Source organism: Prosthecobacter sp., from assembly GCF_049294395.1.
Classification (GTDB): Bacteria; Verrucomicrobiota; Verrucomicrobiia; order Verrucomicrobiales; family Verrucomicrobiaceae; genus Prosthecobacter.
The window spans coordinates 57,832-81,726 of sequence record NZ_JBAQCR010000331.1 but is presented as its reverse complement, the minus strand read 5'-3'; the positions used below and the strand labels follow the sequence as shown (position 1 = coordinate 81,726).

At 60.0% G+C, this 23,895-nt stretch carries 18 protein-coding genes and 2 tRNA genes; 12 read left to right on the top strand and 8 right to left on the bottom strand.

Translation table 11 applies throughout. The features are described from left to right. Positions 1 to 155: 155 nt before the first annotated feature. The 3 genes from WAW39_RS21900 to WAW39_RS21890 all read left to right on the top strand — a co-directional run bounded on the left by WAW39_RS21900 (position 156) and on the right by WAW39_RS21890 (position 3,267). On the top strand, positions 156 to 2,084 hold the full coding sequence (locus WAW39_RS21900) for a TonB-dependent receptor plug domain-containing protein (RefSeq protein WP_422321288.1): 1,929 nt from the start codon (positions 156 to 158) through the stop codon (positions 2,082 to 2,084). Positions 2,085 to 2,293: 209 nt separating this feature from the next. Next, a complete protein-coding gene (locus WAW39_RS21895) occupies positions 2,294 to 3,070 on the top strand; it encodes a helix-turn-helix domain-containing protein (protein WP_422321287.1) in 777 nt (258 codons plus the stop codon). A gap of 122 nt (positions 3,071 to 3,192) precedes the next feature. Beyond that, a tRNA-Val gene (locus WAW39_RS21890) sits at positions 3,193 to 3,267 on the top strand. Positions 3,268 to 3,357: 90 nt separating this feature from the next. Here the strand turns inward: WAW39_RS21890 and WAW39_RS21885 are convergent. Then, the gene (locus tag WAW39_RS21885; protein ID WP_422321286.1) at positions 3,358 to 3,699 is read right to left on the bottom strand and encodes a hypothetical protein; all 342 of its coding nucleotides are present in this window, start codon (positions 3,697 to 3,699) and stop codon (positions 3,358 to 3,360) included. 263 nt (positions 3,700 to 3,962) lie between these two features. Here WAW39_RS21885 and WAW39_RS21880 point away from each other — a divergent pair, with 263 nt between their 5' ends. Further along, complete coding sequence (locus tag WAW39_RS21880; protein ID WP_422321285.1) at positions 3,963 to 9,089, top strand: beta strand repeat-containing protein; 5,127 nt, start codon at positions 3,963 to 3,965, stop codon at positions 9,087 to 9,089. A 31-nt stretch (positions 9,090 to 9,120) separates the two neighbouring features. On the opposite strand, the gene WAW39_RS21875 is transcribed toward WAW39_RS21880, so the two are convergent. From WAW39_RS21875 to WAW39_RS21850, 6 genes are all read right to left on the bottom strand, one after another. Beyond that, on the bottom strand, positions 9,121 to 12,042 hold the full coding sequence (locus WAW39_RS21875) for a transglutaminaseTgpA domain-containing protein (protein ID WP_422321284.1): 2,922 nt from the start codon (positions 12,040 to 12,042) through the stop codon (positions 9,121 to 9,123). 4 nt (positions 12,043 to 12,046) lie between these two features. Beyond that, positions 12,047 to 12,976 (bottom strand): AAA family ATPase, encoded by a 930-nt coding sequence (locus WAW39_RS21870; RefSeq protein ID WP_395733584.1) that lies wholly within the window; start codon positions 12,974 to 12,976, stop codon positions 12,047 to 12,049. A gap of 120 nt (positions 12,977 to 13,096) precedes the next feature. Next, positions 13,097 to 13,342: a hypothetical protein gene (locus WAW39_RS21865; protein ID WP_397385072.1), complete on the bottom strand. Its 246-nt coding sequence runs from the start codon at positions 13,340 to 13,342 to the stop codon at positions 13,097 to 13,099. Further along, positions 13,339 to 14,079 carry a hypothetical protein gene (locus WAW39_RS21860; RefSeq protein WP_422321283.1) on the bottom strand — a complete coding sequence of 247 codons (741 nt, stop codon included), beginning with the start codon at positions 14,077 to 14,079 and terminating at the stop codon, positions 13,339 to 13,341. Before WAW39_RS21860 ends, WAW39_RS21865 begins: the two co-directional genes overlap by 4 nt. A gap of 16 nt (positions 14,080 to 14,095) precedes the next feature. Then, positions 14,096 to 14,500, bottom strand: coding sequence for an ExbD/TolR family protein (locus tag WAW39_RS21855; protein ID WP_395733576.1), 405 nt, complete (start codon positions 14,498 to 14,500; stop codon positions 14,096 to 14,098). A gap of 72 nt (positions 14,501 to 14,572) precedes the next feature. After that, entirely contained in the window at positions 14,573 to 15,262 is a 690-nt protein-coding gene (locus WAW39_RS21850) for a MotA/TolQ/ExbB proton channel family protein (RefSeq protein ID WP_294400131.1), read from the bottom strand. A 330-nt stretch (positions 15,263 to 15,592) separates the two neighbouring features. On the opposite strand from WAW39_RS21850, the gene WAW39_RS21845 reads away from it, so the two are divergent. The 3 genes from WAW39_RS21845 to WAW39_RS21835 all read left to right on the top strand — a co-directional run bounded on the left by WAW39_RS21845 (position 15,593) and on the right by WAW39_RS21835 (position 18,499). Continuing rightward, a complete protein-coding gene (locus WAW39_RS21845; protein ID WP_422321282.1) occupies positions 15,593 to 16,501 on the top strand; it encodes an N-acetylglucosamine-6-phosphate deacetylase in 909 nt (302 codons plus the stop codon). A 285-nt stretch (positions 16,502 to 16,786) separates the two neighbouring features. Next, positions 16,787 to 18,337, top strand: coding sequence for a lipase maturation factor family protein (locus tag WAW39_RS21840; protein ID WP_422321281.1), 1,551 nt, complete (start codon positions 16,787 to 16,789; stop codon positions 18,335 to 18,337). 85 nt (positions 18,338 to 18,422) lie between these two features. Next, positions 18,423 to 18,499 (top strand) — tRNA-Pro (locus WAW39_RS21835). A 198-nt stretch (positions 18,500 to 18,697) separates the two neighbouring features. Here WAW39_RS21835 and WAW39_RS21830 read toward each other — a convergent pair. Beyond that, on the bottom strand, positions 18,698 to 19,012 hold the full coding sequence (locus WAW39_RS21830) for a hypothetical protein (protein WP_422321280.1): 315 nt from the start codon (positions 19,010 to 19,012) through the stop codon (positions 18,698 to 18,700). A 490-nt stretch (positions 19,013 to 19,502) separates the two neighbouring features. Here WAW39_RS21830 and WAW39_RS21825 point away from each other — a divergent pair, with 490 nt between their 5' ends. The 5 genes from WAW39_RS21825 to WAW39_RS21805 all read left to right on the top strand — a co-directional run bounded on the left by WAW39_RS21825 (position 19,503) and on the right by WAW39_RS21805 (position 23,872). Then, on the top strand, positions 19,503 to 19,781 hold the full coding sequence (locus WAW39_RS21825; RefSeq protein ID WP_422321279.1) for a hypothetical protein: 279 nt from the start codon (positions 19,503 to 19,505) through the stop codon (positions 19,779 to 19,781). 211 nt (positions 19,782 to 19,992) lie between these two features. Next, positions 19,993 to 20,262 carry a GIY-YIG nuclease family protein gene (locus WAW39_RS21820; RefSeq protein WP_422321290.1) on the top strand — a complete coding sequence of 90 codons (270 nt, stop codon included), beginning with the start codon at positions 19,993 to 19,995 and terminating at the stop codon, positions 20,260 to 20,262. A 174-nt stretch (positions 20,263 to 20,436) separates the two neighbouring features. After that, positions 20,437 to 20,931 carry a YbjN domain-containing protein gene (locus WAW39_RS21815; RefSeq protein WP_397386034.1) on the top strand — a complete coding sequence of 165 codons (495 nt, stop codon included), beginning with the start codon at positions 20,437 to 20,439 and terminating at the stop codon, positions 20,929 to 20,931. A gap of 57 nt (positions 20,932 to 20,988) precedes the next feature. After that, positions 20,989 to 21,777: a PH domain-containing protein gene (locus WAW39_RS21810; RefSeq protein ID WP_422321278.1), complete on the top strand. Its 789-nt coding sequence runs from the start codon at positions 20,989 to 20,991 to the stop codon at positions 21,775 to 21,777. A 70-nt stretch (positions 21,778 to 21,847) separates the two neighbouring features. Then, the gene (locus tag WAW39_RS21805; protein ID WP_422321277.1) at positions 21,848 to 23,872 is read left to right on the top strand and encodes a sensor histidine kinase; all 2,025 of its coding nucleotides are present in this window, start codon (positions 21,848 to 21,850) and stop codon (positions 23,870 to 23,872) included. Positions 23,873 to 23,895 lie beyond the last annotated feature (23 nt).

The following is a 23,895-nucleotide window of genomic DNA, read 5'->3' as shown; positions in this document are numbered from 1 at the left end:
ATCGGGAGCAATCCTTGGTGAAGGCGGAGGCGAGGAGCGGCGGTCAAACGTCGCGCAAACCCGGAGTCCGAACATCTCGCTGCGAACAAGCTCATCCGACCCGCCATGTGGCGGTGCGCGGATGATTTCATCGAACCAATGAAACCCAAACACCCATGTTCATCCACATCTCCCGTGGACGCAGCCTCACGCTCGCGTCCCTGTCCCTGATCCTCAGTCCCCTCTCCTTGCTAAGCGCCGCGCCGACCCAAAAGCCGGACGAAAAAGCCAAAGAGAGCGCCTCCGCTCCCACGCCCCTCACAGAGGTCGTTATCACCGCCACCAAGACGGAAACCGAACGCTGGCGTACCGCCAGCAGCGTGACGGTCATTGACCGCCAGCGAATCGAAGAGCAGCAATACAAGCTCGTCCCAGATGCCCTCCGCCAGGTCCCAGGCCTCACGATCGCTGACCGCGGCACTCCCGGCTCAGTCAATGGCATCTTCCTCCGCGGCACCAACAGCGACCAAACCCTCGTCGTCATCGATGGCCGCCCCGTGCCTGCCAATCTTGCCGGCCTCTACAACATTGAGACCATGACGCTCGACAACGTCGAGCGCATTGAAGTCCTTCGCGGCCCAGCCGCCAGCCTCTATGGCGGCAAGACCCTCGGCGGCGTCATCAACATCATCACCCGCAGCGGCAAAGGCCTCAAAAAGCCAGAGACCAGCCTTTCCTTTGAGGCGGGCAGCTACGGCAGCTTCCGCGAGAGCCTCGGCACCCGTGGTGCCGCAGGCATCTACGACTGGAGCCTTGAACTCAGCCGTCAAGACACCCAAGGCTACCGCATCAACAGCCAGTTCCAGCTCAGCAACGTCGCCGCCAAGTTCGGTGCCCAGCTTGCTGACACTCTGCGCTTTGATCTCGACCTCCGCTACTACAATGCAGACGTAGGTGCCCCCGGCGCCGCCACGGGTTTCGGTGCCAATGATCCCGATGCCCATGTCCTCAGCGAATACTGGAGCATATCCCCCCGCATCGTCTGGGAAACCAACGACCGCTGGACGCAGACACTCACGTACCAATTCGGAAACTTCCGCCAGGCCTCCACCAACTTCAACTTTGGCGGCGGCAACAACCGCATCACCTCCCGCAATCACTTTTTCGAATACCAAAGCGTCTTCAAGGCCACCGACAAGTGGAGCATCACCGCAGGTGCGTGGCTCCAGGACATCGGCTACTCCCGCTACAACGATGACACCCCCGGCCTCTTCAATCCCGGCGGCAAAAGCTATGACGTGGATCAGGCCGAGACCAACTGGGCGCTTTATCTCCAGTCTCAGGCCGAAATCCTCACCGGCTGGAACATCAACACCGGCATCCGTCACGACTCCTACTCAGACTTCCAGGACGCCACCACCTGGCGCGTGGGCACCAGCTGGCTCGTGCCTTGGACACAGACCATCCTCCACGCCAACTACGGCACCGCCTTCGCCCCTGCCAGCCCCCAGAACCGCGAAGCCGCCCTCTTCGGTGATCCCACCTTCCTCAAGCCTGAAAAAAGCAAGGGCCTGGAATTCGGTATCGAGCAGCCCTTCGCCAACAAGAAAGGCAGCGTCAGCCTCACCTACTTCCGCAACAGCATCGAGAACCTCATCGTTTACCTCCCGCCCTTCGGCCCCCTGCAGCAGATCAACAACGCCCGCACCTCTGGCCTTGAGGCAGCCTTCAGCTATCAGCCCAGCACCCGCTACGGCTTCACCGCCCAGTACACCTACCTTGATGCCAATGACCTGACCGCCGGCGTTCGTCTCGTCCGTCGTCCCCGTCACACGGTCTCCGGCGATGTCTGGGTCAAACCGGTCGAAAAATTCCGCATCGGCATCGGTGCCATTTACCTCATCGACCGCGAAGACGGCTTCGGTGCCGCCCAGGCCAATGTGGAAGATTACCTCCGCCTCCGCCTCACCGCCAGCTATCAGCTCACTCCCAACGTCGAGCTCTTCGCCCGCGTCGAAAACCTCCTCGGGGAAAAATATTCCGAAGTCCTGGGCTACCCCGCCATGCGCACCGGTGCCTACGGCGGTTTTCGCATTCGCTTCTAAAAACCTCTTTCCAACCGTTTAAGCCTTCAATAGGCCCTATGAGTTTCACACAACTCATAGGGCCTTTTTCTTTCCACCTCTGCTTGCCGGCCGACACCGCAAACTTCTTTGTCATTCACCTCTCTTCGAGGTCCCCAGCCCCCTCATGAGCACCGGCACCTAAGCCGGACTGCGTTTGCGCTTCTGATCGAAGTGGCTAACACTCCCGCGTGAGCAGCCCACCGCCACGCCCCGAATCTCCTGCCGCACTGCGCGAACGTTTCATCCGTCGTGTCAGTGCGGACAGTCCTTTTTACCGGCTGTTCGATCACCTGCCGGACCTCGCCTTCTTTGCGAAGGACAGCGACTTCCGGTTCATGTGCGCGAGCCGCCGGTTCATGGACCGCTTTGGCATCACCGAAGAAGCCGGCATCGTAGGCAAAAACGACTTTGACCTCTTCCCTGCCCGCCTCGCGGAAAACTTCCGTCGGGATGACGAGGAAGTGCTGCGCACCGGCAAAGCTGCGCTCAACATCGTGGAGCTCTTCTTCACCGATCAGGGGCTGCCGGACTGGTTCGTCACGAACAAGCTGCCACTGACCGATGCCAAAGGGCGCGTCATCGGCATCATGGGCAGCGTGCAGAGTTTTGAAGGCAAGAAGCAGATGCTGCAGCCCTACCTGCAGATCGACCGCGCCCTCGCCTACATCCGCGACCACTTCCGCACGGGTGTCTCCATCACCGAACTCGCTCAGATCGTCCACCTTTCGCCGCGCCAGCTGCACCGGAAATTTGTGGAGACCTTCGGCGCCAGCCCGCAGGCCTTCATCATGAAGCTGCGCATCCAGGCCGCCTGCGAAGCCCTGCAACGCGAGGGGGCCAATATCTCCGACGTCGCCCGCGACCTGGGTTTCTGCGATCAAAGCGCCCTCACCCACCACTTTCACCGGCATATGGGCATGACCCCGCTCAAATACCTCCAGCAGTTCCGTTTGCGGCGGGTGTAAGCCGCTTTGAGACAGTCAGGAATGCTTCCTGATTCCGGCTAAAGCCGGTACTACAAAACGGCGCTGCAATTTCTGGTTGCTCCAATGCCGAAGCCCGCTTAAAGACTCCGCCCACGATTTTCGCGCGATTAGCTCAGTGGTAGAGCATTGCCTTCACACGGCAAGGGTCGCAGGTTCGAACCCTGCATCGCGCACCATTCGTTACTCGCTTGCTCAACACCACCGCTTATCAGCGAAGAGCACTGTGATACCGTTCGATCGGTCAAAGCCTCACCTGACGGCTCATGCTAAATTTGCGGGATCAGTTCGCTTTCGCGCACCACCTTGGCTCGTTGCAGCAGAAGCTGGCCGTCCTTGATGGTGAAGAATTCGAAATGGGGATCGACAGCGTCATCGTCGACTTCGCAGCGCAGTTCGCCTTCGGCCTCGCCGAGGGTCTTGGCGACTTCCATGAACAGCTTCAAGATCACATGGTCGCGCTCCAGGCCCATCCATGAGAATTCAAGGGATTGCAGGGCCAGGTCCACTTCGATGCCCTTCTCGGCGAAGAGGTCGTCCAAATGGTCTGCCTGCTCGCGGGAGAGGATCTTGAAGGTGAAGTAGCCGTCGTAAGTTCTGATTTCGCTCATGCACCGGATGCTTGGCAGCTTTTGTTCAGGAAAACAGCACTTAACTTCCATTCATCTCAAAATTTTCTGAAGCCAGTCGTTGCGTTGCAGGCGGGGCATTTCATACGCATCGTTAAAGCTTTGTTTCATGCTCCTTGTGGTGCTTTGCGCCACTTGCTCCATGTGGAGCACTCTGATTTTGAACTTGTGGTGTTTCTGGGGTATCCAACAGCCCCCAACCCTCGCTTTTCGAATTCCGAAAGGCCCCCCCCCAAAAAAAGACCATGAGTGCTTCGCTACTCAAAAGGCCGCTTCGTCGTCGTGCCTTTTGCTCCATCCTCCATGCCGTTTCACTATTCCCGGTGTTATTGCTGACCCATGCCAGCGTGGCCGCAGATGCCAGCTGGACCGGCGGAACCGGCACGCAGCTCTGGTCCACTGGCACCAACTGGAACCCCACCACGGCTCCGGGAGCCACCTCGGGCACCACGAATGCGGACACTGCCACATTCAATACCGCATTGGGTGCGACCACGATCACGATCGACACCGGACGCAATCTCCGCAATCTCACCTTTACCAACACCGCAGGCAGCACCTTCACGATTGGCAGCGCGGGCGCCAATGCGGGAGAGACACTGCTGCTGACCAATGGCGGCACCACAGCGATGAACGCAGGCAACACCGCCACGGTCACGCTGAATGCCCCCATGGTCATCGAGCCGACCACCGCCACTGGCACGGCCTCCTACACCTTCACCAACAACTCCACCAACAACGCTGGTGACCTCAATCCCAACAAGATGACGATCAACGGCAACATCAGCGGCGGCGCCACGACCGGGCTGATCACGCTCAATTTCACCGGCTCCACCGGCAACCGCAGCGGTGACACCACCGGCAACTTGATGAACGGGATCATCTCAAACGGCTTGTCCGGCGGCCTCAGTGTCATCGTCACCGGCAACGGGCAGACCGGCGTCTGGCAGTTCACCAACGGCAACAGCAGCTATACCGGCGGCACCACGGTCACCTCGGGCACGCTGATTTTCAACAGCATCGCCAATGCGGGGCAGAACAGCTCCATCGGTGCTGGCAGCACGCTGACTTTGGGATCCGGTACGTTCGTGAAATACGCCGGCGGGGCTGCCGCCACGGACCGCACCATCACCGGCAATGGCGCTTTTTATAACATTGGCAGCGGTGCGCTGACCCTGAACGGCAGCGTGAATGCGGGCATCATCTACCGCGGCAATGGCAGCTTCATCATCAACGGCCTCGTCACCGGCAGCGGCACCATGTCGCGCACCGATGGCGGCAGGGTGTTTCTCAACAACAACAGCAACTCCTTCGTCGGAGACGTCTCCATCTCCGACGGTGCGTTTCAGGCCACCACCATTTTCAACAACGGCACCAACTCCTCCGTCGGCAGCAACGGCAGGCTCATGTTCGGCCAGGCCAGCACCACAGTCGGCACCTTTGAATACGCAGGAAACACCACCTCCACAGACCGCCTCATCGTCATGAACAACGCCGCCGCCGGCAACACCGGGCGCGGCATCATCAATGCCATGACGGCCGGTCAAACGCTCACCTTCACCAACGGCGTCCGCGTTGCCACGGGCAACACTGTCAGCGCTGCCGCCAACTTCTCCGATCTCACCCTGACCGGCAGCGGCAATGGCGAGATTCAAGGGCAGATCGGCGGCACCACGGGTAACACCGCCACCGTAGTGAACATGCAGATCATCAAATCCGGCACCGGCACCTGGACGCTCTCTGGTGCCAACACGTACCTCCTCCAGACCCTTGCCAATGCAGGCATCCTGAACATCCGCAACAGCAGCGCCCTGGGTGCGGTGGTGACCAATGAAACCGTCCCCTCTGCCGCCAACGCAGGCACCGTCGTCGCCAGTGGTGCCACGCTTCAGCTGCAGAACAACATCAGCGTAGGAGCCGAAGCTCTCACCCTCAGCGGCACCGGTGCCACCGGACAGAATGGCGCGCTTGTCAATGTCAGCGGCACCAACAGCTACGGCGGCGCACTGACCTTCGGCACTGCCAATGTCGCCATCTCATCAGACAGCGGCAGCCTCGCTCTTACCAGCACCACCGCCATCGTCGGCGGCACCCGCAGTCTGACTCTCACCGGCGCGGGCAGCGGCAGTCTTGCAGCAGCCATGGACACCACCGTCTCCGGCCTGACCAAGAATGGCACCGGCACATGGACCCTCTCAGCAGCCAGCTCCTACACAGGTGCTACCGCGGTGAATGCAGGCACGCTGAATGTCACCGGCTCGCTCGGCAACACCGCCATCACCGTCACAGGTGGCGCCACCCTCGCCGCCTCAAGCACGCTCGGTGGCAGCCTCACCGTGGCGAATCTTGGCACCCTCAGCATTGGCAATATCCTCACCGCCGGGAGCACCGGCACCCTCACCATCGGGGGCAATCTCGTGCTCAATGACAGCAGCTTGCTCCTGTTTGATCTCGGCACCAGCAGCGATCTCATTCAGGCCAATGGCTCCCTCATCACCCTCGATGGCGTCGTCCGCGTCACAACAGGCGCAGGCTTCACCGCCGGAACCTACAAACTCATCGGCTACACCGGGACACTTACCGACAACGGCCTCGTGGCCCAGATGCTCGCCGGATACAATACGAGCATCGTCGTTGATACCGTGAACAAAGCCGTCAACCTCGTCGCCACCGCCATCAGCGCGCAGTACTGGGACGGCACCGACACCGTGGCAGACAACCTCGTGGACGGCGGCGATGGCGTGTGGACCAATGCAGGCACCAACTGGACGCTGGCAGACGGCAGCAACAATACCAGCTGGTCCGCCTCTGTGGAAAAGATCGCCGTGTTCGGCGGTGCCGCAGGTGGGACCGTGCAGGTGCAGGATGCGGTGGCGATCAACGGGCTGCAGTTTGCCCGGAACTACACGCTGGCCAGCTCAGGTGGCCAGATTCAAATCACCAATGCAGCGACTGAATTCCGCGTGGACACCTCTGTCACCGCAACCGTGGCGGCACCTGTCACTGGTGCAGGTGGCATCAACAAAACCGGAGACGGCACCCTCGTTTTCACCGCCGCCACGGGCTCGAACACCTACAGCGGCACGACCCTCATCACCTCCGGCACGCTGAAGATCGGCGCCACCGACACCCTGCCTACGGGTACCGCAGTCGTCGTCGGTTCGGGAGCTTTCACCGGCACCCTCGATCTCAGCAGCGCGAGCCAGCGCATCGCCAGCCTGCAGATCGCATCGAACAACGCCAATCTCAGCAGCACCGTCACCATTGGTGCCGGGCAGACACTTACCGTCAATGGTGGCTTCTCCACCGGAGTCAGCGGCACGGTCAAGGCCACCACCTTGGCCACCGTCACCGGCGCAGGCTCCCTCGTCGTCAGCAGCACCACCGCCCACTTCGAGGCCGGGCTGCAGACCGTCACCTCCCAGGCTGCCGCAAATGCCATCCCGGGCGCAGCCACTCCGTTTGACAATCAGGGCAACACCAACACCACCATCACCGACTTCAGCGGCCTCGGCTCCTTCACCGCCAACGTCAATGAATTCCGCGTGGCCCACGGCCTGAACAACAAGAGCACCCTCTACCTCTCCAACACCGCCAACAGCATCACCGCCAACACCGTGCAGATCTCCAACAGCGCTGACTTCAATGCTGGAAACGGCATTCTGTACCTCGGTACTGGCACCAACGTCATCTCCACCAATGCGCTCAACATCGGCGTGTCCAAAGGCGTCGGCACCGTGCAGTTCCTCTCTCAAACTGCAGGCAGCGCAGGCACCGTCGTCATCGGCGGGAAGACCGGCGCCACCACCAACATCACCGTTGGCAGTTCACTTGCCACCGTCACCGGCGCATCACCCACCGGCACCCTCGACCTCCGCGGCCACAATGCCACCGTCACTGCGGGTGCGCTCATCATCGGCAAACGCAGCAGCAGCGGCGCAGGCGGGGCCAGCGGGACCGTGAGTTTTGACACCGGCACTTTCACCGCCAACTCCGTCGAACTCGGCACCATGAGCGGCAATGCTGGCACGGTCGTCGGCTCACCCACCGCCAGCGGCACTCTCAACATCGGCGGCGGCACTTTCACCGTGAATGCTGGTGGCAGCTTTGTTTTGGCTACTTACGCGAATACCAACACCTTTGGAAAGGTCACAGGCACGCTCAACATCAGCGGCGGCACCCTCATTTCCAACGTTAATATCACCGAAGGCGGCAGCGCAGGTTCCACCACCAGCAACACCATCAGCACCATCAACCTCACCGGTGGCACACTGGACATGACCGGGCACAGCATTGGCGATGCGACAAACGTCATCGACGTCATCCAGCTCGCCTCCGGCACGCTCAAAGACGTGAGCGAGATCAACGGCGGCGGTGCCGTGTCCAAGACCACCAGCGGCACCCTCACGCTCCTCGGCACCAACACCTACACCGGAGCCACCACCATCAGCGCAGGCACCCTGCAGGTGGGCAATGGCGGCACCTCAGGGACGTTGGGTTCTGGGAATGTCATCGACAACGCCGTGCTGGCCTTCAACCGCAGTGATCTCCTGACGGTGACCAACAATGTGAGCGGCTCAGGAGTGGTGAATCAAACTGGCAGCGGCACCACCGTCGTTAGCGGTGTGAACACCTACACCGGCCAGACCACGGTCAGCGCCGGCAGCCTGCTGGTAAACAATGCGTATGCCGGCACGGATTCCGCCACGGGAACCAACACGGTGCAGGTGAATGCGACTCTCGGTGGCACTGGGAGAATCGCTGGCTCCGTCAATCTCGCTACAAATGCGACACTGGCACCCGGTGGCAATGCCGCCACCATCACCGCTGGCACGGCAGGACTGAGCACGGAAATCGGCACGGTTCTCATCGGAGGCAATCTCAACGTCGGAGCCTCCGCCACGCTGGCCCTGCAATTGAAGAGTGGCGACACGGGCCTGAATGCCACCTTTGATGCCATCACCAACCGCCTGACCAGCGTCAGCGGCACCGCCACGGATGGCGGCAACGACCGCATCATCGTGAATGGCACCCTGTCTCTCGATGCGGCCTCATCCATCAATGTCACCTTGGGGACAGGCTTCGCGCCCACCTATCATGCCGTCTTCGATCTGGTGGACTGGACCGGCTCCAACATTGCGCTGGCCTACTATGACTCAGGCACCGGCATGCGAGTGGGAGGCAGCGCTGACAATGCGGGCTTCGCACTCGACCTGCCGGATCTCACGATTTACAACAGCAGCTGGTATTGGGATGTGAGCCAGTTCGGCAGCACTGGAGTCATCGCCATCGTGCCAGAGCCAAGCCGCGCCCTGCTGCTGCTCGGCGGCTTGCTGGGCTTGGGTCTGCGGAGGAGACGGCAAGTACTCTAGGACTGGAGATGTGCAGACTGCCTGCTTTAAATCACTTTGAGCTGCGGGTCAGCCGCTTGGGCTTGAAGCGCAGCACGGCTGCTTTGAATTGATCCAGGACCTCATGTGAGGAACCGTAGCGGCCGGACACATACATCGCGACCAAGGGATCGAACTGCGGTGAGAGATCGGGGCGTGCCTCTGCGACGCGCCGGGCAAAGGTCAGCGGACCTTCATTGGGCATCCATGTTTTCACACCGGCTTTGCCTACACGGCTGCAGGCACGCTGCCACAGCCGCATCCATGGGTCGGCATGACGGGCGGGACGCCGTAGCCATAAGGCGACGAGCAAGACACCCACCACCACGAATGCGACACTGGGGATGAGCAGCACGAGTTTGCTCTGGCGCAGACCCACACTTTCCAGCAGGCCGCGCTGGGATTCCTGATTGTAGTCGATGACTTGATTTTGCCAGTCGTAGTTGACGCTGTCCCACCACAGCCGCAGGCGCTGCAAGGAACGGCCCCAAAGGGTGCGGCGCTGGCGTTCAGCCTCCTCGGCACCGCCGGCCAGGAAAGCCCGCAGGTCGATGTTTACGCGATCAGGCGCGAGTGCGCCGGTGGGATCAACGCGATACCAGCCGTATTTTTCCAGCCACACCTCCGTCCACGCATGCACATCACTTTGTTTCACGATGAGGTAGCCACCATTGTGGTCGGAGTATTCGCCACCGAGGTAGCCGACAACGATGCGTGACGGCACTCCAGCCATGCGCATGAGTGTGGCAAAGCTGGCGCTGAAGTGCTCGCAGAATCCGATGCGGCGGTTCAGAAAGAAGTCTTCCAGCGCCTGCGGCCCCTTGTACTCTCCCGGCTCCAGCGTGTAGCTGAAACCCTGTGTTCTGACGTAGTTGAGCGCGATCTGCACAAGCTGCTCATCCGTTTGCGTCACTGATTCCCAGTAATCGGTGAGCTGCCTGAGTTTGGGCGAGATGTTTGGAGGCAGTTGCAGCGCGGCTTCGCGGTGATCCTCCGGCAGTTCACGAAATGGCGGCAGCTCAAAGCGCGAGACCACTTCGAAACGCTCTGAATTCTGCACCATGAAAGGAGAGACGAGCGATTGATCGAATTCAGGAGACAGCCGCTCACCACGCAGCTTGGCCATGATGGGCAGATCCAGCGCGGGCAGCCAGCGTTTGCCATGCGCCTCCAGGTCGATGATCTGACGCAGATCCATGCCGTTTTTCGGACGTGGCAGCTGGGGTGCAAAGCTGAGACGGTCACCTCGCGTCCAGCGCATGCCTTCACAGTCCCAAAGCGTGAGACAGCGCCAGTAGCGAGTCTCGTTTGAAGGCAGTGTACCATCAGGAAAGCGCACTCGGAAGGCCACGTCTGAACTCTGGGCCACCCTGGCGATGTTGCCGGGATCGAGAATATTATCGATGCCTGTTTCACCAAAGCGGCTGCGCCCGAGCGCGGAACCCAGATCCAGCAGCCCGCGCGGAAACACAAAGAACAGCAGCAGTGCCAATGGCAGCGCCTGGGCAAACAGCATGCCGGTCACGCGCAGCGGTTCACGCGCCCCCGGAATGCTGCGCCGAAAGCGCACCATGCACGCGGTGATGAACAGGACGACCACCACAGTCCACACAGACCGGGCGAGGTGGTTTTCCAGCAGCACTGCGCAGAAGGCGAGAAACCAGCCGATGAGCGCCAGCACCTGAAACTCACGCGGGGTGCGGCTTTCCAGCATCTTGGCCCCGGCGAGCACCAGCAGCAGCGCGATGCCGGGCTCCATGCCGCCCAGCTCGCCATAATTGAAATACACCGCGGTGGCACCTGCGATGATGACACCAATGCGTACAAGCAAATGCGGCACCGCCATGCGCAGCACCCCACGCCAGATGAGGCACAAAGCACACACCACCAAGCCAGGCGTGGCGATATAACCGCGCAGCGGCAGGATGGCGAGGAGCAACGCGAGACTCAGAAACAGCAACGGTCGCTTGGGCAGAAAGGTGGACTGCTCCAAACTTAGAACGTTGTCCACCTTGCCTGCCTGCAATTCATCCGAGAGGGCAGATCCGGCATCCGTGCCCGACTGCATGGAGAGCGCATCGAGGCAGCGCCGCAAATGGGAGGGCCCATGACTCGCGCGAATAATGAGCCCGGGCATGCGGAGTTCGTATGGCTTTCCTTCGTCTTCACAGATTTCCATCCAGCGTGCGATTTGTGCCGCACGGGCAGGTGCATCGAGCTGCAGTGAATTCCAGTCGAGCACCACGACGCCTTGAACTCCGCTGCTCCATGATTTGACCATCAGCGGGCCGCCGCGCGCCGCTGAACGCCAGTCGATATGGCGCGGTGAATCTCCCGCACGCCACTCACGTAAACCGGCAAAATCATCACCGCCGCCCGTATTCCCACGGGAGGAGGATACCGCGATGGCATCTCCCTGCCGTGAGGTGTCTGGCGCAGGCAGCGGCAGATCACCGGCAGGCTCGGGATGCACGCGGCGCACCCACTTTGTCTCAACCAGGCACTCCGCCGAGAACAGGCCCAGCGGGTAAACACTGCGCACCACCAGTTGCAAGGCACCGCTGGCATGGTGCAAGGGCGGAGGCAGATCGACGACCACCGCGCCACCTGCCGGAACACGTTCGACAAACACGGGCGTGGTGGCACCGACGACGTACACTTCGAGTCCACATGGAGAAACTGCCCCCGTGGCACGCAACTCCACAGGAATGCACTTTTCAGCATCCTGTGCCGCAGGCCTGGCACCAATCAGCCGGACACTCATCCCACGCAGATTCGCACGCGCATGCAGCCACGAGAGCAGGCCCATCGTCGCAGTGAGCAGCGCGATCAAATGTGCCGCCCCATTAGACTGCGCCTCCGCCGCATACCACATGCCCGCAACGATGGCGAGCAGCGCCAGCGTGTGTCGGTTCCAGCGCACGCGCACTTTCATGGCATCAAGGCACCGGGGTTTCAGCGATCAACTGCCGCGCGAGTTCCACCCCGGTCATGCCATCGGCGGCATGTTCGAGGCGATGTCCCATGACGACGACGGCAACGGCCTGAATGTCTTCCGGCAGCACCATCGCCCTTCCACTAAGCAAGGCCCATGCACGAGCTGCAGCCAATACTGACAGCCCGGCACGTGGAGAGAGCCCGTGCCCCTGCACACGGCTGGCGGCCAGCAGGTCCTGCAGGTAATCGAGCAATGCAGGCGAGGCGTACACAGCACGCGTCCAAGTTTGCAACTGCTGCAGTTCGAGGAACGTCATCGCTGGCTGCATCGCGCGCAGCATTTCACGGCGCTCCTGGCCTTCCAGCAGCGCGCGCTCAGCGGTGCGGTCAGGAACTCCAAGCGCGAGACGCATGAGAAAGCGGTCCATCTGCGATTCCGGCAGCATGAAGGTGCCGATTTGCGAAGAGGGATTCTGCGTGGCGATGACAAAGAACGGTTCCGGCAAAGGATGCGTGGAACCATCCGCCGTGATCTTGCCTTCCTCCATGGCTTCCAGCAAAGCTGACTGGGTCTTGGGGGTGGCGCGGTTGATCTCATCCGCCAGCAGCACCTGAGTGAAGACCGGGCCGCGATGGAAATGAAACGCCGCCGTGTCACGATCATACACCGAAGCACCGAGAATGTCCGCAGGCAGGAGATCGCTGGTAAACTGCACGCGGCGGAACCCCAGACCCAGCGCCTGCGCGAGTGCCTGAGACAGCATCGTTTTGCCGACGCCGGGCTGGTCTTCAAACAGCAGGTGCCCGCGTGCCAGCAGGCAGGTCACCGCGAGGCGCACGACATTCTCTTTGCCAAGAATGATCTGCGACACGCTAGCGATGATGGTTTCGATTTGTTGGGACGCTTGCAGAGCAGTGGCGGCGGGCAGCATGGCGTCGGTGGGGGAATGGGATGCGCGTGAGGACACAAGAGGGAGATTTATACCTTCAAGTGTCGTCGATCTGCCGGCTGGAAAGCAAGCCTGCATTCGCCAGCGCAGACAAATTGATGCTTAGATCTGCTGCAGCTTGTTCCGCTCGTTCGGCGTATGGCAGACGGGGCAGATGGTGACGTCGATCTTGCGCTTGGCCTCGCAGGCATAGGCGGTGCCGCAAATGCGACACTGGATGGCAATGCGCCGCCGATAGACTTCGCGTTTACGATCGCGCCAAAAGCTGTGAAACCACAGCAGGCAGACCGTCGTGACCCCGACCGCCATGAACAGAATGATCAAACCACCCAGCGGAATGGGAATCATGGCGTAGCGGCCACCTCCCAGCGGAAGGAGATTTCGCCCCACTCGACACGCTTGACCTCAGAAGGGGTAAATCGAAGCGTGCGAATCGCTGATTGAAGCTGCTGCATGATTTCAACGTCATCGACACTGCTCAGCGGCAGCGCCGTGACAATCTGTCCGGCAGTGCCAATGGCGACTCGGAACTGAACCCGCGTGGGCTGGGTGAGCTTGATGCCGCTGAGTTCCACATTGGCCGGGCCGCGCTTTGCCAGAGAAGGACTGATGATGGCAAGCAACTTCGCGGCGGGTGGCACGGCCACAGAATCGACGGCACGGCGTGGCACCGGCGGCAGCACATCCGCAGCAGCAGTGAACAGACGCGGCTGGTGGATGGCAGCAGTCGCGGGCTCGAGTTCGCGCAGCTTGATCTCATGACCGGCAAAGGAGGGGTGAAAGGCCAGGAGCGGGCTTTCGACCGACGCCACGGAGTCAGACTCGCTCAAAAGGGCAAAGCTGCGGTCCTGCGCCCGGTGGATGAGCGCCAACTCGGCTGGATTGTTGGGATCCAGGGAGATCACATGCTGCGGCGTGACCGGCAGCCGCTGAGTCACCGGATGAACAATGCGGAAGATGAAGAAGAAACCGGACATCGCGGCCATTAACACCACCAGCGCCCCGACCAGGCGCCACATCGAATGATCGCGCACCCCCCAGGCAAAGATCAGCCCGGGTGTGTTCGGATGCGATTTCGTGGTCATCGTGGTCTGCGGCGTTTTACGCCTTCGGTGGAACGGTGGAATACGCGACTTCGTAACCGAGCTCGAGGGCGATGTTGCCGATCTCGATCACGCGGCCATGCTGCGCCTGTTTGGCGGCGTGGATGATGGCGCGGCGTTCGCCTTCGCGGTTTGCCTTGAGCTTTTCCCGCAGTTCGCCCGTGGTGATACGCACCCCGTCAAAATACAGCGCATTCTCCAGTCCGGCAGGAACGGTGATGATGTGGGCGCGATCAAAACCCGTCAGCCGCGAGTTCGACTGCGGCTGCTCCACCTTGATGCCGGACTGCACCACAAAATTGCTGGTGAGGAGGAAATACACCAGCAGCAGCAGGATCGTGTTCAGCAACGGCACCGTGTACAGCCAGGGGCTTTGCTTGGGCAGATGACTCTCGAGCTTCATGGTTGATACGGCGGTAGGCGCAGTATCGGAGGCGCGAAGTGGTTGGGCCAGCCGAAAATGCGCTGAGGGCGCTTATCCTTTCATCCCGCGGCCACGCGATTTCGTCATCGGCGGCGCGGCTTCCGCCGGGCGGAATTCTACAATGTTGTCAGTGCTGTTGGCGTCTTCGATGAGATTCACGATTTCGATGCCTGCGCGCTCCAGATCATGCATCAGTGAGCGGGCGCGGGCGCTGAGAAAGGCAAAGGAGAGATAGGCAGGGATCGCCACGACCAGACCGAGCGCCGAAGTGATGAGGCTCTGATACACACCGCGAGCCACGTCCGCCTGCGTCGCGACACCGTTGGCGGAGGAAAGACTGGTAAAGCTGTCCAGCAGGCCGATCACGGTGCCCAGCAAGCCGATGAGCGGGGCCGCGTGTGCGATGGCGTTCAGAATGCCGAGAAAGCGCTCCAGCCGGGGGACTTCAAGCTGACCCGCCTCCTGCACAATTTCCTTGAGCTGCTCGCGTGGGGCATGGTGACGCAGCAGTGCCGCGTGGATCACGCGCCCGGCAGGCACCCGCGTGGCCACGCATTCCTGCAGGGCCTCAGCGAAGTTTTTACGGCGGATCAGGCTGGCCAGTCCGGCCAGGAATTCACCAACGTTCATGCTCGCCCGGTGAAAGTAGGCCAGACGCTCGATAAAAATAGCTCCAGCGAAGCACAGGCACCCTATGAGGAGCCATACGAGCGGTCCGCCTTTGGAGATAAGATCTATCATGGGCCGAAAATCAGAAAGAGTATTGGTAAAGACTGGCACCACACGCCAGTTCGGGAGAGACGTGAAATACCTAGCATGTTTTATGCCGAGACTGATAGCTTGTAAACACTGGAAATAAACTGGATGGATGGACGGAGGTCAAGCGGGGAAGATTCTAGGGCGGTCAAAGGAGGGGCAAGCCTCGTATAAATGACCAAAAAGCCCCCTCCTCTATGGCATCAAATTCCATCCCCTTCCCGATCTCCTGATGGCCTTCCCAAGTGACATTCATACCAAAACCCATCACCTCCCAGCCTTGATTCCCCTTCCCGAACCCGCTCCAATGCCTGCATGAATCCTTTCGATCTTCAGGTCAATGGCTACGCCGGCACCGACTTCAACGGCGACAACCTCACCGCCGAATCCCTCCACCACGCCTGTGAGGCCCTCGCGGAGGACGGGTGCGCTGCCATCCTGGCCACCTTCATCACGGATGAAATCCCCACGCTGGAGCGCCGCATCGGCAAACTGGTCGAATTGCGGGAAAAGGACGAACTGGCCCGCCGCATCATCACCGGCATCCATATTGAAGGGCCGTTTATCAATCCCATCAAAGGCTACGTGGGAGCCCACCCGCCGCAGGCCGTGAAGCCCGCGAATGTGGACGACGCCAAGCGCCTCCTCGCCGCCGCCGGGGGACTGGCCAGGCTCGTGACCCTTGCCCCCGAGCACGACGAAGGCAGCAAGACCACCGCCTTCCTGGCCTCCCAAGGGGTTACTATTTCCGCAGGTCATTGCGATCCCTCGCTCGATCAGCTCAGCGCCGCCTGCGATGCCGGTCTGACGATGTTCACCCACCTGGGCAACGGCTGCCCCATCCAGATGCACCGCCATGACAACATCATCCAGCGCGCCCTCAGCCTGCATGACCGCCTCTGGCTCTGCTTCATCCCGGACGGCGTGCACGTGCCCTTCTTCGTTCTGAAAAACTGGCTCGCCGGCATCGGCTTGGAGCGCACCATCTTCGTCACCGATGCCATCTCCGCCGCCCGCCTCGGCCCCGGTCGCTATACCCTCGCCGGGTGGGACATCCTCATCGGCGAAGACCTCGTCGCCCGCTCGCCAGATGGCACGCATTTTGTCGGCAGCACCGTCACGGTGCCGAGGATCAAGGCGAATGCGTTCGCAGAACTGGGGATGAGTGATGCAGATTTGAAGCAGGTGCTGGATGTGAATCCGCGGATGGCGGTTACCGTATAATCCTATTTTATGCATGAACACGAGCGCCATCAGTTCTGAAAATGCTGCTGATCTCGCGAAGGCTTTCATTCGCAAGAGAATCGGCAAAGAACGACTTTTGTACTCGCCTCGCGAGATCTCAGAGCAACAGCACTGTTGGTTGTGTGATTTCTATTATCCAAACTGGCGCAGCCTGCGAAAGACTTCGCAACCATTTGGAATGCAAGTCAGGGTTGATAAGAAGACAGGCAAGCCCACTTGCCATACCCTTCTTGTGAAAACCACTCATTGAATGCAAGGCCATTTGTGAATCCCCTCCCCTGGCTCGAATCCCATCGCGGACGTTACGCCGTCGTCCGCTGGCTTTTTCCGCGCCTGCTCGCAGGCATCTACCTCATCGCCTTCCTTTCCTGGGGCACACAGTATGACGGGCTAGTCGGTGAAAACGGCATCCTGCCGGCGAAGAACCTGCTCGAAAACGTGCATGCCTTTGAAGACCGCGAGCACCAGACGCTGTTCTGGCAGTTGCCCAGTGTGTTTCACTGGCACTACAGCGACGCCTTTGCGCATGGCTGCCTGATGAGCTGCTGCGTGCTGGCCGTGCTCGTGATGGCTGGAGTGGCGCAGGGGCCGCTGCTGGCGCTGCTGTGGTTTGGGTATCTCTCCTTCGCCACCACGGGAGGCATCTTCATGGGTTACCAGTGGGATGCGCTGCTGCTGGAGGCTGGCTTTCTCGCGCTGTTCCTCGCCCCGTGGCGTTTGCGGTCGTGGCGCAGACCGACGGAACCGCCACGCGGCTCAGTCTTTCTCCTGCACTGGCTGCTCTTCCGCCTGATGTTTCTCTCTGGTTATGTGAAGATCGGCGGTGGTGACCTGCCGTGGCAGGACATGACGGCGCTGCTTTACCACTATGAGACGCAGCCGCTGCCGAATGGCTTGTCCTGGTTCGCGCACCATGCGCCACGCTGGTTTCATGTGGCGAGCTGCTGGATTATGTATGGCATTGAGCTGAGTCTGCCGTTTGCGATTTTCCTTGGCCGCTGGGGACGTCTGACGGCAGCGCTGGGTTTCCTCATCCTGATGGCCATGATCTCCGCCACGGGGAACTACAATTTCTTCGACCTGCTGACTGCTGCACTCGCCATCACGCTCGTGGATGACCGCTGGTTTCCCAAGCGCCTGCGCCACTGGCTGCGCATCGATCCCGAAGCCCCGCGCCCGTCTTTTGCCCGCTGGACGCAATGGCCTGCGCTGGCTGCGGTGCTTCCTGTAATGCTCGTCACCCTGCTGGCCGCCGATTCCTTTCTGGCCGGTCGTATCCCCCACTTCAAGCCGATGCTCCCGGCCGTGCTGCATGAGAAGCTCGATGAACCCATTGCCCACACGCGCTCATTCAATGCCTATGGCCTGTTTCAAGACATGACCGAGGAACGGCCCGAGATCATTCTCGAAGTCAGCGACGACGGCGCGCTCTTCCTGCCGCTGGAGTTTAAGTACAAGCCCGGCGATCCCAAGCGCCGCCCGCCATTCATCGCCCCGCATCAGCCACGGCTGGACTGGCAGATGTGGTTCGCCGCGCTGTATCCCGGCTATGATCCGCAGCGGGATGCAAACCCAAACTCCCCCATGCACTGGTTCGGCCAGTTCTGCACCGCCCTGCTCCAGCACAAGCAGCCGGTGTGGGATCTGCTGGAGCACCCGCCCTTCCCCATCGAAAAAATCACCCACATCCGCGCCAGACTCTACCGCTACCATTTCACCAGCCCGGAGGTGCGGAACGTCTCCGGGGAGTGGTGGGAGCGCGAACTCAGAGGCAATTTCAGCGGAACCATGTCACTAAAGGCCTCAAGAAGATGATTCATTCGACATTCCTCTTGCGTCTGTTCCATCCTGCGGCACTATCGCGACCCCTCGTTCGGTTTCGAATAAGGGAAACAACCTTCGGGGCGTAGCTCAGCCTGGTAGAGCGCTTGCTTTGGGAGCAAGAAGTCGTCAGTTCGAATCTGGCCGCCCCGACCACACAGACCTAGTGTGGCACCGACTCCGAGTCGGTTTTTGATTGCTATTTCCGTGCCTATGAGCATACCGTGAGTAGCATACAAAAGGTCCCCAAAGACATCTATCGACAGAAACAGACCTTCTGGCTCCGCTGGACGCCGATGCTTGGTGTCGCCCAAGTGCGGAAATCTCTCGGCACACGGGATTTCGCGGAGGCCATCACCGATACTCCTCAACGCATTCAAAGATCCACTCGACATCATTCGGGGAGCGCCCGCGAATCTTATCGAGCCGCCAGGTCTCACCGCTCCGACCATCGAGTGAAAACACCGCGCCGATGCCAGGAGCCACCGCGAGCAGCTCCCGCAGCACGTAGAACTTGCAGTGCTTCCGCACCACGATTCCACCGAGTTCCTGACTTTCCTGCGAAACACCCTCCCGCGCCAGCACACTCGAGTTTGGCCGCCAAAGCAGAGTACACAGCCACTGCTCGCGGAGCGTGAGAGCTTTATTTTTGCGAGCAGCGAGGGACACAATCGAGAGGAGGTGTCAAAAAGATTGCCGATTCTAACATAAATATATATTCACAAAGTGCCCTTTCGACACTTGTTGAAAATGAGTTATCTAGATTTGAATTGCAGAGATTCTCAAAAATGAAGAGCAATTCTGGCTTTTTAACGCCACGAATTTTTTTTCGTCGTGGAACCCTTGATAATGCTGCGTGAAACGCGATTTGCCCACCTGTTGCTACTATAGGTTGAAAAAAATTCTTGTCCCCTACTACATATGGGAGCAGGATCACCCTGCAAGAAGGCCCGCAGCCACCAGCAGAGAACTGCAATTCTCTGCTGTAACTACGGGCCTAGAAGGTCACTTACTGGCGTGCTCGGTGAGGAGACATTCGCCGGGTAGCGATTTCGTGTGGGAACACAATTCGTTTTTAACAGCGTGAGCGGTCCGGTTGCAACATTAAACATGCAACAATCTACGGGAGCCAGGCCCCGTGTTCATATAAACACCGCAGATGAAAACGCTTTACGTAGTCAGTTATGACCTTAAAAAACAAGGTCAGAATTACCCCGCCCTTTACAAGGCGATCAAGGATTCTGGCGAATGGCTCCATCCTTTGGAATCCACTTGGTTTGTTTACACAACCACGGCAGGCGACAGACTTAGGGACTCCATCGGCCAGCATCTTGATTCAAATGACAAGCTAGTCGTCCTCAAGGTGGCAACACCCGGCGGAACACAAGGGTTCACACAAACTGAACTCGAGTGGATTAACGCTCGCATCGGAGTTTAACCCCCATTGACTTTAATCAACGAAAGGAGGTGAGAAAATGTCGAAAAGCAAGATCGGCCGTAACGCCGGCACCGGACGCTTCACTACCGTGAAAGTCGCAACGCAGAAGCCCAAGACCCACGTGGTTGAAACGATCACCAAGAAGAAGTAAAAACAACGGAGCCGTGGCCCATCAAGGGACCGCGGCTCTTTTTTTGCTAGTGCTCATAAAATCGGCATCACGCAAAACCTGGAACGCAGGAGCGAAGACCTTCGAACCTCCAATCCCCATCCGATTGAGGCCCTCAAGACATGGAAATACAGCCCTTGGGGCCTTGTGGGGAAAATTGAAAAACTACTGCATCGCCACTTCGAGCCGTACCATCACCGGCTAGAATGGTTTAAGTTGCCAGAGGCTGAAGTCGCCCGATTATGCGCCTCCAAAAACCTCTTTCGAAACCATTTTTCAGCCGTTGCCAACATCGAAATTTCCATCGCCTAACACACCTAGGTGTTTTATCGGGAATGCCGACGTTAGCATAACTTCCACCTAACCAATTTACGTCCAATAATCTAAAGTTTTAAACCAGATGCTTTGAGAGCAAGAAGTCGTCAGTTCGAATCTGGCCGCCCCGACCATCTAAGATTTCAAAATTTCAGATTCCCATCTAGCAGCATGTCCGCCCTTTACGCCACCGCCCTGAACACCTTCAAGGAAATGGGCTGGCTCTACCGAGAAGTGCCCGAGCATTCCGTCATCGAGGCTGATTTTGAAGCGCATCACACCAAGATCCCTCTGCATGTGCAGGTTTTTGGCGAGACGCACATCATCACTGTCGTCTCGAACTCCACTCTGCAGGTACCACCCTCCCACCGCCTGCCGGTGTGCGAGCTGCTCATGCGCACGAACAAGGATCTGAACCTCGGCAACTTCGAGCTCGAATGGGAGAGCGGTCAGGTGATGTTCCGCGTCACGAATGTTTTTCCGCCGAACCGCCACGATGCGCGCATCATTGCCAGCCTCGTGCATTCCGCCGTCGCGGAGATGGACCGCCTCACGCCGTTCCTCGGTGAAATCATCCAGACGCCCAAAGGCGAACTGCTGCTGCTCAAGGTCGCGGACCTGATGAAACGCGAAGATTTGCTACCGCCCGTGCCCGAGGCTGAGTGATTGGACGTGACACGGGCAGTCCGCCTGTGCTTTTGTGGCCGCGAACAGGCTTTCCCAATGTCCGCCCGCTACACACTCCCGCAGCACCCGGCTTTCAGCGACCCGCTGTCCAAGGAGGATCTGTACACGCTCGTGGCCTGCGGCTCCCTCGCCCGGGGTGAGATGTGCATGGATGAGGACACCGGCCATATGCATACCGTGGGGGAACTGGTCAGCGGCATGCGCCGCCCCAGTGCCAGCAGCGGCCAGGCGCGGATCGCGCGCCCCATGTATCGCGAGATCAGTCCTGACACGGAACTTCCGGATGAACCGGAGGCCGAGATGGAAGAAGAAGAGGAGGAGGCAGCCGACGAAGCAACCCCCGAGGAAGACAAGGATGAAGATTTCGACTACTCTCCCAGTGGTGAAATCATCCTGCATCATGCGCATCCATCCTGGCTGGGCTACACCAAGGCGCTGATCCTCTGCCTGCTGCTCACTGTGGCCGGCGGACTGCTGTGCGTGATCCAGCTCGAATACGGCATCATCGCCCTGCTTTGCGCCTCATCCACGCTCATCGCGGTCGGCATCGCGCGTTATTCGCACGACTACATCGTCACACGCGAACGTGTGGAGCTGATCTGGGGAATCATCGGCCGCAGTTCCAAAGAAGCGCGCATCTGCGACATCCGCAGCATCGACGTCTATGAAGCCGGCCTCAAGGGCCTGCTCGGTCTCGGCACCATCGACTTCTCCACCGCCGCCAATGCCGGCATCGAAGTGCAGTTCAAAGACATGCGCAGCGCCCACGTCGTGAAGGATCTCGTGCGCAAACTGCAGCGAGGTGTGGATCCTACGGATGACTGAAATGAGGAATGAAGCATGCAAAATAACGAATGACGGACCTCGCGGCTCCGCATCTTTCATTTGGCGCGTCGTGCTGCTTTCAGCATTCGTCATCTCACTTTCGTCATTCGCCGCAGGCGCTCCCCTCTCCCGCGCCATCGACATCCGCATGCTGCCGTATGAGCGCAGTTTGGAAAAACTCCCGGTCGATCTCACTGCCACGATCGGTTTTGTGGAAAGCGGCGGCACCGCTTTTGTACAGGACGACACCGCAGGCACGCACCTGCACTTCAAGCCCACGCGCAATGATCTGCGTGTGGGCGACCATGTGCGCATTCAAGGCACCACCACCGCCGGCCTTTATTTTCCCGGGGTCGATGTGGCTCAGTTGCAAATCCTCGGTCATGGGGCCCCTCCTTCTGCGGCCCCCGCCAGCTATGATGATCTGGCCACAGGACGTTTCCATTACCAGCGTGTGATCGTTGAAGGCCTTGGCCGCACTCTGACGCCGCTGGATGAAAAACGCTCACTGCTGCGCCTTGCCATTGGCAGTCGCGTCCTGGAGGTGCGCGTGGATGCGCCGCTGGAAACGGCTCCGTCGCTTATCGATGCCCGCCTCCGCATCACTGCCCTCGCAGCCGGCGGCATCAATGACCGCCGCCAGCTCGTCTTTCCCTACATCCGCGTCACGGATTGGAATTATGTGGTGATTACCAAAGCCGCGCTGCCTCTCGATGCCTTGCCCATCACCTCCGTGGTCACTTTGCTGCAGTTCGGTGCTGCCGACGAGCCCCACCACCGCGCCCGCATTCGCGGCACCGTGCTGGCGGCCTTTTCCGATGGCCGTGTCTTTTTGCGCGATGCCACTCCTCCGCCCCCACCGCGTGAAACGCCCAAGGATGCACAACCCAAGCCGCCGCAATCGCCCTCAATCGCGATTCGCCTCATGTCCGCAGTCAATCTCACGCCCGGGCATCGTGCTGAGATCACCGGCTTTCCCATCATGGCCGGATTCAGCGCCTCGCTGGCAGATGCACTCGTGCTTGCCACAGAGCCGGATACGTCACCTGCCCCGGCGGTTGTTTCGCTCAAAGAATTCCAAGATGGCTCGCATGATGCCGATCTCGTTCACCTGACCACGCCAGCAGTGCTCAATGATTTCTTTCGCAGCGCAGACGGCTTCGAGCTTCGCCTCACTTCCAACGGCACGCCGCTGCGAGCCTTTCTGCTACAATCCAGCGCACCCGAGCTCGAAATCGGCACGTCCGTGGAGCTTACCGGCATCTGCCTCGTCGAGTCATCGACGGACAAAGGGTTTCGCTCTCAGGCCGAGCGCGCTTCACTCCTGCTGCGTTCGGCAGATGACATTCAAGTGGTCCATTCAGCCCCGTTTTGGACGGCGGGTCGCCTTGTCATCGCCAGCAGCATTCTGGCAGGCCTTGTCCTGCTGGCCTTCATTTGGATCGCCGCGCAACGGCGGCAGATCGGAGTCCTGAGCAGCCGCATCGTACAGCAGGCCACGCTGGATGAACGCCAGCGCATCGCACGTGAGTTTCATGACACGCTGGAGCAGGAGCTCACGGGTCTCTCTCTGCGACTGGATGCCGCCACAACGCGACCGCTTGAGGATAAAGCCCGCACGCTCATCGAAACCTCCCGAAGCCTTGTCTCCCGCATTCAAAGCGAAGCGCGCAATCTCGTGGCCGATCTGCGCGACACCGCCCAACTGCATGATCTCTTCAGCGCGCTGCGGGAAATCCAAACGCGCATGCCGCCGAATGCACCGGCATTAAAACTCGACCTGCATCCCATTCCGCCCATCACCGGACCCGTGTCCCATCACCTGCGCATGATCGCCCAGGAAGCCATCACCAATGCGCTCAAGCACGCGCAGGCCACGGAGATTACGCTTCATCTTTCCTCCACTGCTGACATGCTCACGCTGAGCATCGCCGACAATGGCCGGGGCCTCACCGCCAGCGCCGTGACCACCGGCCAGCCCGGCCACTTCGGCTGCATGGGCATCCGCGAGCGCTGCCGCAAAATTAACGCGAACGTTGATTGGCAAAGCCAGCCCAAACAAGGCACCATCGTCACCGTTCGCCTCCCGCTTTAGACCTTGACCATTTGACCCACACC